Source organism: Mycobacterium sp. THU-M104 (genome assembly GCF_049197365.1).
In the GTDB taxonomy this organism is placed as follows: domain Bacteria; phylum Actinomycetota; class Actinomycetes; order Mycobacteriales; family Mycobacteriaceae; genus Mycobacterium.
Genome location: NZ_JBMIOP010000225.1, coordinates 1 through 8,519, shown reverse-complemented (window position 1 = coordinate 8,519; position 8,519 = coordinate 1). Strand labels below are relative to the sequence as shown.

Below are 8,519 nucleotides of genomic sequence, written 5' to 3'. Positions count from 1 at the left end.
TGTGCTCAGCGCTACTTTTTTCGCGTTTCGGCGCTGCCACCGCAGTCTCGACACCCCAGCGAACGGGCCCGACGGATTAACGGGCAAGACCACTAGTCGGCGCGGCGGGCCTCGGCGCCGTCGACAGCGGAGATGGCGCGCTGGGCCGACCTGTAGGCCGCATACGTGACCAACGCGGCCAGCGCTGTCAACGGCCAGCCCATCCCGATCCGGGCCACGCCCAGCCAACCGGTCTGACCGGCCTCGTAGAGCTGCCGCTGTACGAGGAACCTGGCACCGAACACCAGCACCCAGCACAGGGACGCGACATCGAAGGCGTACACCGCCCGGGGTACGCCACGCCAGTTGTGCCGGCGCCCGCCGGCCCAGCTGGCCAGGTAGCCCACCAGCGGCCGGCGCGCCAGAACCGACACCGAGAACACGACCGCCCACAGCGCCGACGTCCAGATGCCGAGCAGGAAGTAGCCCTTGGACTCTCCCACGACATAGGCGATCAGTGCGCACACGCCGACACCCGCGAAGCCGGAGAATGCCGGTTGCATGGATTCGCGCCGCATGAACCGCCATACCAGCACCAGCGCGGACACGCCCAAGGCGGAGGCGATTGCGGGCAGCAGCCCGAACAGGGTGGAGGCGAGCACGAAGGTGACCACCGGCAGCGACGAGTAGACAACACCGCCGACGCCGCCCAGCTGCGCCAGGAGGCGTTCGGCCCCGCTACCCGCGGTGTTGCCGTCGCGGTCCTTCGGGCCCATCGGGTCGGCTACCTCTTCGTCGGAGACGGTCACCGCTGAATTTCGTAGCGCGGGTTGTAGATCGCCTTGGCGCCGTTCTCGAGCTTGCCCACCCGGCCCCGCACCCGCAGCGTGCGGCCCGAGTCGATACCGGGAATTCGGCGTTGCCCCAGCCACACGAGGGTGACGGTGTCGGTGCCATCGAACAACTCAGCGCGCACGCCGCCCGAGCAGCCCTTGCCGTTGGTCTCCACGCTGCGCAGTGTGCCGACCATCGTGACCTCCTGGCCACGCTCGCAATCGATCACACGCTGCGCACCGGTACTCACGACTTCGTCGGACAACTCCTCGCAGTCGCGCTGCTCCGGATGCTCCGTCAACCGACGGGTGAACCGGCGCAAATATCCTTGGGCCCCCATGGCCGCTCCTGACAATGCTGGTGGCGCTTTCCGTTATGCCAACGGACACCGTAGACCTGTTGGTTCCCCCACGCCAGCCGGACCAAACCCCGTGTCGGAACCGCCGCCACGGCCGGGCAGTATCGGGACGATGGGTGTCGATCTGCGCGATGTCACGACCGTCTTACTGCCCGGTACAGGCTCCGACGACTCCTACGTGCGCCGGGCTTTTTCCGGCGCGTTGGACGGGCTCGGAGCGGTGCTGGTGAGTCCGCCCCCGCGGCCGGAGCGATTGATCGACGGTTACCTGCGCGCGCTGGATGAGGCCGCACAGGCGGGCCTGGTCTGTGTCGGTGGCATCTCGATCGGCGCGGCGGTGGCAACCGCCTGGTCGCTGGCGCACCCGGATCGCACGGTCGCCGTGCTGGCCGCGCTGCCGGCGTGGACGGGAGCGCCGGGCTCCGCGCCTGCCGCTCTGGCAGCACACTATTCGGCGGGCCGGCTGCGCAGCGACGGATTGGCAGCCGCGACGGCGCAGATGCGGTCATCGAGCCCGGGCTGGCTCGGCGACGAGCTCGCCCGGTCGTGGCGGGTCCAGTGGCCGCAATTGCCCGACGCGATGGACGAGGCGGCCCGCTACGTCGCCCCCCGGCGCGCCGAACTCGCCCGGCTGACCCCGCCACTGGCGGTGGTCGCCGCCGTCGACGACCCCATCCATCCGCTTCAAGTGGCGCAGGAGTGGGTCTGCGCCGCGCCATGCGCGGCGCTGCGGACGGTGACGCTGGCCCAGTTCGGCGCCGACCCCGGCGAGTTGGGCGCGGCCTGCCTGGCCGCGCTGGGCGACCTGTGAGCAGCGCCAGCCCGGATCAGCCGCCGCTTGTCGACCGCAGCTGCTGCATGGCCGACCCCTGAGCGCTGCGACGTTCCGGGGGGCCCTCGGATCCCTGCTGCTGGGCCCGCTGCGCGGCGGCGGCCTCCCGCAGCTGAGCGACCATCGCCTCGGGCAGCTGTACCGCCAACGGGGTCCGCACCGGCAGCGGCGTATCGCCGCGGCGAACCACCGTGTCCGCCAACGCCGCGCGCGCCTCCCGGTCCAACTCCTCGATGGTCTCGTGCGTGCCGTTCACCACGCAGCGGATCATCCAGCGGTAACCCTCGACCCCGATGAAACGCACCACGCCGGCGGCGCTGCCGACCACTTCCCGGCCCCACGGGCCGTCCTGGATGCTGACCTTGGCCGAGTCGTTGCGCAGCGACTCCGCGAGCTCGGCGGCCACCTCCCGCCACAGACCGCCCGTCTTGGGCGCCGCGTAGGCCGCGATGGTGAATCGACCATGGGGTGTGACGACCCACACGGCGCTGGGAACACCGGATTCGGTCAGCTCGACCTGCAACTGGCCACCGGCGGGCATCGGGATGAGCACCGAACCCAGATCGAGTCGGGCCACCTCGGCGATCGACGGGTCATCGAAGTCGTCGATGTCGAACGGGCCCTCGAGTACGCCCGGCTCGTCGGAGACCGGCTCGTCGGAAGACCGCGCGTCGGCGGGCTGTTCCGATTCCACGGCGGCGTCGTCTGCGCCGCGTTTACCTGAGCGCCTGCCGAATACCGCCATCAGCGCCCCTCCTTCTCATCGCTTCGTCCCGCTCGCCGCTTCGCGGCTGGGAGGTGCCCCCACTGCATCATCGACGGTGGTCACAGACTCGCATGCCCCCCGGAAGATCCGTGACCGCCGTCGCCGCGCGATGTCTGGGCCAGCCCGGCCTCGTCGAACGACGCGACCTCCACCAGCTCCAACAATTCCACCCGCTGCACCAGGAGTTGGGCGATGCGATCTCCGCGATGAACGACGATGGGTTCGGCGGGATCGAGATTGATCAGCGATACCTTGATCTCACCGCGATAACCGGCGTCGATGGTGCCCGGGCTGTTGACGATCGAAAGCCCCACCCGCGCTGCCAATCCCGAGCGGGGGTGGACCAGCCCGACCATGCCCACCGGGATGGCGACTGCCACGCCCGTCCCCACCAGCGCACGGTGGCCGGGATCGAGCGTGACGTCTTGTGCGCTGTAGAGGTCTACGCCGGCGTCGCCATGGTGAGCGCGCGAGGGCACCGGCAGTTCGGGGTCGAGGCGAACGATCGCCAGAGGGGTCGGCACGGGGGCACAGATTACCCTTGACCGCATGTCTGGAACGCGCGTCGCGCCGCGCAGCGTGCGGTATCGCGAGCGGCTGTGGGTCCCGTGGTGGTGGTGGCCGCTCGGCTTCGCGCTGGCGGGTCTGGTCGCTTTCGAGGTCAACATGGGTGCGGGCGCCGCCTTGCCGGCCTGGGTCTCGTTCGCGACCCTGTTCACGGTCGCCACGGGAACACTGCTGTGGCTGGGCCGTGTCGAGATACAAGTCACCGCCGGGCCCGAAGGCGTCCAGCTGTGGGCGGGCCAAGCGCATTTGCCCGTCACGGCGATAACCCGGTCCGCCGAGATACCGCACTCGGCCAAGTCCGCGGCCTTGGGCCGCCAACTCGACCCCGCCGCCTACGTGCTGCACCGGGCGTGGATCGGTCCGATGGTTCTGGTCGTCCTCGACGACCCAGACGACCCCACGCCGTACTGGCTGGTGAGTTGCCGTCGCCCCGGTCGGGTGCTGTCGGCATTGCGCAGTTGACTTTCGGGCGACTCAGGCCGCGCAGTCGGTGCAGATCATCACGCCGTTCTTTTCGCTGGCCAGCCGGCTGCGGTGTTGCACAAGGAAGCAACTCGAGCAGGTGAACTCGTCGGCCTGCTTCGGGATGACGCGCACGGAGAGTTCCTCGCCGGACAGGTCGGCGCCAGGGAGTTCGAAGGACTCAGCGGTTTCGGACTCGTCGACGTCTACCACCGCCGACGCCGCTTCGTTGCGTCGTGCTTTGAGCTCGTCCAGCGAGTCTTCCGAGACATCGTCGGTCTCGGTACGCCGTGGAGCGTCGTAATCGGTAGGCATCGCTCTATCCCCTCACATGCCCTAATAAGTTCAAGCACCGCTTTGTACCAGCGTCGAACGCATCCACCAAACTATTGGTGCCCAAATCTCGACCCGTTAATGCGTGATTTACGTCACAGTCGAAAATAAGTCTTGCATTCGGCCTCAAACTAGTGAGATCAACGTGCGACTAGAGTGCACCTGTGGTCGCACAAATCACAGAGGGTACAGCGTTCGACAAGCACGGTCGGCCATTTCGGCGCCGCAACCCTCGACCGGCCATCGTGGTGCTCGTGCTGATGATCGTCGCGACCGGCGTGGCATGGACGGTGGCGCTGACGCGACCCGTGAAAGTGCACGAAGCCGAGGCGTGCAATCCGCCGCCCCAGCCGCCCGGGTCGGCACGCCCGCAACTCGGCGAGCAGGTTTCGCGCACGGCAATGATGGACGTGTCACCGGCCAAGCTCGCCGACGCCAAGGTGCGGGTTCTCAATGCCAGCGGCCGGGGCGGCCAAGCCGCCGACGTCGCCGGCGCGATGAAGGACTTGGGCTTCGCGCAGCCGACCGCCGCCAACGACCCGATCTACGCCGGCACGCGGCTGAACTGCCAGGGCCAGATCCGTTTCGGCACTGCCGGACAAGCCACCGCCGCGGCGGTATGGCTGGTGGCGCCGTGCACGGAACTGTTCAACGACAACCGCGCCGACGACTCCGTCGACCTCGCGGTGGGCACCGACTTCGGCACGCTGGCGCACAACGACGACATCGACACCGTGCTGGCCAGCCTGCGCCCCGGCGCCACCGAGCCGTCGGATCCCATGCTGCTGCAGAAGGTCCACGCCAGCAGTTGCTGAGTGCGCGGCTCAGTCCAGGATCGGGTCCAGCCCGTTGACCCGCTCCAGGACCGCGATCAGCTCCTCGGCAATCCCGGGCGCGGCGGCCAGCACCAGGCCCGCCCCGTCGATGTCGCGGGGCGGCAACACCACCTGAGCCCCGGCCTCAGCCGCAATCAACCCGCCGGCGGCGCAGTCCCACACCTGCAGGCCGTGCTCGTAATAGGCATCCAGCTGCCCCGCGGCGACCATACACAGATCCAGGGCCGCCGAGCCGATGCGGCGCACGTCGCGCACCATCGGAAGCATCCTGGCCAGCAGCTCGGCCTGGGCCGCGCGCCGCGTCGCAGAGTATCCAAACCCGGTGCCCAACAACGCCATCGACAAATCATCGACGGCCGTGCACCGCAACGAACGCGACTCGTGCCCGTCTGTGACGTACGCGCCGCGACCGGCCGCCGCCGAGTACACCCGGCCGGCGACGACGTCGGCGACCGCTCCGGCCACCGACGCACCATCAACCTGGGCGCCGACCGACACGGCGTAGGCGGGGATGCCGTACACGAAGTTCACCGTGCCGTCGATGGGGTCGAGCACCCAGGTGACCGCACCGTCGGGTACGGCGTCCGCGGCGGGCCCGCCGCACTCCTCCCCGAGGATTGGATCACCGGGACGTAGGCACGCCAACCGATCTCGCAGCAGCCGTTCGGTTTCGGTGTCCACGACGGTGACCGGATCGGTCGGAGTGCTCTTGGAGCGCACCGCGCCGTCGCCGCGGCCACCCGCAGCCGCATCGAACACCTCGGCGCGGCGGCGCCGCACGAACACGGCGGCCTCGGTGACCAACGTCTGGGCTACTGAGCGCAACTGGGCAGGGTCGTCGTCGGTTCCCGTCACCACTCCATCGCATCACAATCGCCACGACCGCGCCGAAGCGGCAGCTCGCGTCGTCGCCAAGCTAAGGTGAGCCGGACAATCCCCCACCTCTCCCCGCCGAGGAGACTCGATGACCAGCACCGACTCACCTGGCCCCACGACGGTCGCCGGTGTGACGCGACGTCGTGGATTCGGCGTCGACGTCGGTGGCAGCGGGATCAAAGGCGGCATCGTCGACATGGACACCGGGCTGTTGGTCGGCGACCGGATCAAGGTGCCGACCCCCCAACCGGCCACGCCGGCGGCTGTCGCCAAAGCCATCGCCGAGGTCGTCGACGGATTCGGATGGACGGGTCCGCTCGGGGTGACCTACCCGGGCGTGGTCACCCACGGCGTCGTCCAGACCGCGGCCAACGTCGACAATTCCTGGATAGGCGCCAACGCCCGCGACATCATCAGCGCCGAACTGAACGGTCAGGACGTGACGATCGTCAACGATGCCGACGCGGCCGGACTCGCCGAGGAGCACTACGGGGCGGGCAAAGGCAACGCCGGACTGGTCGTGCTCCTGACGTTCGGCACCGGGATCGGCTCCGCCCTCATCCACAACGGCACGTTGATACCGAACACCGAGTTCGGCCACCTCGAGGTCGGCGGCAAAGAGGCCGAGCACCGGGCGGCGTCGTCGGTCAAGGAGAAGCACGGCTGGAGCTACGAGAAGTGGGCGAAGCAGGTCACCCGGGTGCTCTTAGCCATCGAGAACGCCATCTGGCCCGACCTGTTCATCGCAGGTGGCGGCATCAGCCGCGAGGCCGACAAGTGGATCCCGCTGCTCGAGAACCGCACCCCGGTGGTGGCCGCGGCCCTGGAGAACACCGCCGGCATCGTGGGCGCCGCCATGGCCGCGGGCGCCACCGTGACGCACGACCTCAAGTACTGATATGTGCCCGGTCGGGCGGTCCGAGCACCCGGTATCGCTACAATGGCGTTCGGCGGCAGCCCAAAATCCATTAGCGCAGCGACGCTGATATCCGACGCCGACATTCGACATAGCAGACACTTTCGGTTCAGGATGCCCAGAGCACCGAAAGTGAATCCGACCGAAGGGGTGTACGTGGCAGCGACCAAACCCAGCACCGAGGAACCGGTGAAGCGCAACGCCACCAAGTCACCAGCGTCACCCACCAAACGGCCGCCGGCAAAGTCCGCCAACGGGACCGCGCCCGCAAAGCGGGCCGGCAAGTCGGCGCCGCGGCACACCAAGTCCGCGGATCACGAAGCCCAGACGGCGGCCGGCGACGACAAGACCACCCGCGCCGCCGCAAAGAGCACCACGCCGAAAACCCGAGTCGCCCGCGGCAGCAAAGCGGTAACCGGGGAACTGCCGGCCGACACGACCGACCAGGACACCGGGGAGGAGCTGGACACCGAGCCGGTCCTCGTCGACGAGCCGGGCGAGGAGATCGACATCGCTGACCTCGCCCTCGAGGACCTCGACGACGAGGCGGTACAGGAAGGCGATGACGCCGACCTGGACGCGGGCACCTCCGAGGACGAGGCCCCCGCCCCCGCTCCCGCCGACGCGGCCGTGACGGCTCCCGCCGAAGACGACGAGGAGATCGCCGAGCCGAGCGAGACGGACAAGGCGTCCGGCGATTTCGTGTGGGACGAGGACGAATCCGAAGCGTTGCGTCAGGCACGTAAGGACGCCGAACTCACCGCGTCCGCCGACTCGGTTCGCGCCTACCTCAAGCAGATCGGCAAGGTGGCGCTGCTCAACGCCGAGGAAGAGGTCGAGCTGGCCAAACGGATCGAGGCCGGGCTCTACGCCACCCAGCTGATGACCGAGATGACCGACCGCGGCGACAAACTGCCCGCAGCCCAGCGCCGAGACATGACGTGGATCTGCCGTGACGGCGATCGCGCGAAGAACCACCTCCTGGAAGCCAACCTGCGGTTGGTCGTCTCTCTGGCCAAGCGCTACACCGGCCGCGGCATGGCGTTCCTCGACCTCATCCAGGAAGGCAACCTGGGGCTGATCCGCGCGGTCGAGAAGTTCGACTACACCAAGGGCTACAAGTTCTCCACCTACGCGACGTGGTGGATCCGCCAGGCCATCACCCGCGCCATGGCCGACCAGGCCCGCACCATCCGCATCCCCGTGCACATGGTCGAGGTGATCAACAAGCTGGGCCGCATCCAGCGCGAGCTGCTCCAGGACCTGGGCCGCGAGCCCACTCCCGAGGAGCTGGCCAAGGAGATGGACATCACCCCGGAGAAGGTGCTCGAGATCCAGCAGTACGCCCGCGAGCCGATCTCGCTGGACCAGACCATCGGAGACGAGGGCGACAGCCAGCTGGGCGATTTCATCGAGGACAGCGAGGCCGTGGTGGCCGTCGACGCGGTGTCGTTCACCTTGCTGCAGGACCAGCTGCAGTCGGTGCTCGAGACCCTGTCGGAGCGCGAGGCAGGCGTGGTACGGCTGCGCTTCGGGCTGACCGACGGCCAGCCCCGCACCCTCGACGAGATCGGGCAGGTCTACGGGGTGACCCGCGAGCGTATTCGCCAGATCGAGTCCAAGACGATGTCAAAGCTGCGCCACCCCAGCCGTTCCCAGGTGCTGCGCGACTACCTGGACTGACGTTGTGTCCGGCGCCGCCCGCCGAGTCACGCCTGCGCGGACCAGCCGAGCCCCGGCACCTCGGCGATCGGGGGGAA

The 8,519-nt window shown here is 68.7% G+C and carries 11 protein-coding genes; 5 read left to right on the top strand and 6 right to left on the bottom strand.

Going from position 1 to position 8,519, the window contains the following annotated elements; genetic code table 11:
• Positions 1 to 92: 92 nt before the first annotated feature.
• Together ACOJVU_RS17045 and ACOJVU_RS17040 are read right to left on the bottom strand one after the other, a co-directional pair.
• On the bottom strand, positions 93 to 755 hold the full coding sequence (locus tag ACOJVU_RS17045) for a DUF3159 domain-containing protein (protein ID WP_421530845.1): 663 nt from the start codon (positions 753 to 755) through the stop codon (positions 93 to 95).
• Positions 756 to 784: 29 nt separating this feature from the next.
• Positions 785 to 1,153, bottom strand: a complete 369-nt coding sequence (locus ACOJVU_RS17040) for an OB-fold nucleic acid binding domain-containing protein (RefSeq protein WP_421530844.1) — start codon at positions 1,151 to 1,153, stop codon at positions 785 to 787.
• Between the two features lie 130 nt (positions 1,154 to 1,283).
• Here ACOJVU_RS17040 and ACOJVU_RS17035 point away from each other — a divergent pair, with 130 nt between their 5' ends.
• Complete coding sequence (locus ACOJVU_RS17035; RefSeq protein ID WP_421530843.1) at positions 1,284 to 1,982, top strand: alpha/beta fold hydrolase; 699 nt, start codon at positions 1,284 to 1,286, stop codon at positions 1,980 to 1,982.
• 16 nt (positions 1,983 to 1,998) lie between these two features.
• On the opposite strand, the gene ACOJVU_RS17030 is transcribed toward ACOJVU_RS17035, so the two are convergent.
• Positions 1,999 to 2,748 carry a DUF3710 domain-containing protein gene (locus ACOJVU_RS17030; protein ID WP_421530842.1) on the bottom strand — a complete coding sequence of 250 codons (750 nt, stop codon included), beginning with the start codon at positions 2,746 to 2,748 and terminating at the stop codon, positions 1,999 to 2,001.
• Positions 2,749 to 2,828: 80 nt separating this feature from the next.
• Positions 2,829 to 3,293: a dUTP diphosphatase gene (dut, locus tag ACOJVU_RS17025; RefSeq protein WP_421530841.1), complete on the bottom strand. Its 465-nt coding sequence runs from the start codon at positions 3,291 to 3,293 to the stop codon at positions 2,829 to 2,831.
• Between the two features lie 25 nt (positions 3,294 to 3,318).
• Between dut and ACOJVU_RS17020 the strand changes: the two genes are divergently transcribed.
• The gene (locus ACOJVU_RS17020) at positions 3,319 to 3,798 is read left to right on the top strand and encodes a DUF3093 domain-containing protein (protein ID WP_421530840.1); all 480 of its coding nucleotides are present in this window, start codon (positions 3,319 to 3,321) and stop codon (positions 3,796 to 3,798) included.
• A gap of 12 nt (positions 3,799 to 3,810) precedes the next feature.
• On the opposite strand, the gene ACOJVU_RS17015 is transcribed toward ACOJVU_RS17020, so the two are convergent.
• Positions 3,811 to 4,113, bottom strand: coding sequence for a DUF4193 domain-containing protein (locus ACOJVU_RS17015; RefSeq protein WP_421530839.1), 303 nt, complete (start codon positions 4,111 to 4,113; stop codon positions 3,811 to 3,813).
• Between the two features lie 182 nt (positions 4,114 to 4,295).
• Here ACOJVU_RS17015 and cei point away from each other — a divergent pair, with 182 nt between their 5' ends.
• Complete coding sequence (gene cei / locus ACOJVU_RS17010) at positions 4,296 to 4,946, top strand: envelope integrity protein Cei (RefSeq protein ID WP_421530838.1); 651 nt, start codon at positions 4,296 to 4,298, stop codon at positions 4,944 to 4,946.
• 9 nt (positions 4,947 to 4,955) lie between these two features.
• Here cei and ACOJVU_RS17005 read toward each other — a convergent pair whose 3' ends face one another.
• The gene (locus ACOJVU_RS17005) at positions 4,956 to 5,822 is read right to left on the bottom strand and encodes an inositol monophosphatase family protein (RefSeq protein WP_421530837.1); all 867 of its coding nucleotides are present in this window, start codon (positions 5,820 to 5,822) and stop codon (positions 4,956 to 4,958) included.
• Positions 5,823 to 5,931: 109 nt separating this feature from the next.
• Between ACOJVU_RS17005 and ppgK the strand changes: the two genes are divergently transcribed.
• Both ppgK and ACOJVU_RS16995 read left to right on the top strand, forming a co-directional pair.
• Positions 5,932 to 6,741 (top strand): polyphosphate--glucose phosphotransferase, encoded by an 810-nt coding sequence (gene ppgK, locus ACOJVU_RS17000; RefSeq protein WP_421530836.1) that lies wholly within the window; start codon positions 5,932 to 5,934, stop codon positions 6,739 to 6,741.
• Between the two features lie 174 nt (positions 6,742 to 6,915).
• Positions 6,916 to 8,442 (top strand): RNA polymerase sigma factor, encoded by a 1,527-nt coding sequence (locus ACOJVU_RS16995; RefSeq protein ID WP_421530835.1) that lies wholly within the window; start codon positions 6,916 to 6,918, stop codon positions 8,440 to 8,442.
• Positions 8,443 to 8,519 lie beyond the last annotated feature (77 nt).

What these genes read in the sequence shown, in the direction of transcription:
- ACOJVU_RS17045 (WP_421530845.1), bottom strand. Translation starts at nt 755, where the DNA reads ATGGGCCCGAAGGACCGCGACGGCAACACCGCGGGTAGCGGGGCCGAA.
- ACOJVU_RS17040 (WP_421530844.1), bottom strand. Translation starts at nt 1,153, where the DNA reads ATGGGGGCCCAAGGATATTTGCGCCGGTTCACCCGTCGGTTGACGGAG.
- ACOJVU_RS17035 (WP_421530843.1), top strand. Translation starts at nt 1,284, where the DNA reads ATGGGTGTCGATCTGCGCGATGTCACGACCGTCTTACTGCCCGGTACA.
- ACOJVU_RS17030 (WP_421530842.1), bottom strand. Translation starts at nt 2,748, where the DNA reads ATGGCGGTATTCGGCAGGCGCTCAGGTAAACGCGGCGCAGACGACGCC.
- ACOJVU_RS17020 (WP_421530840.1), top strand. Translation starts at nt 3,319, where the DNA reads ATGTCTGGAACGCGCGTCGCGCCGCGCAGCGTGCGGTATCGCGAGCGG.
- ACOJVU_RS17015 (WP_421530839.1), bottom strand. Translation starts at nt 4,113, where the DNA reads ATGCCTACCGATTACGACGCTCCACGGCGTACCGAGACCGACGATGTC.
- ppgK (WP_421530836.1), top strand. Translation starts at nt 5,932, where the DNA reads ATGACCAGCACCGACTCACCTGGCCCCACGACGGTCGCCGGTGTGACG.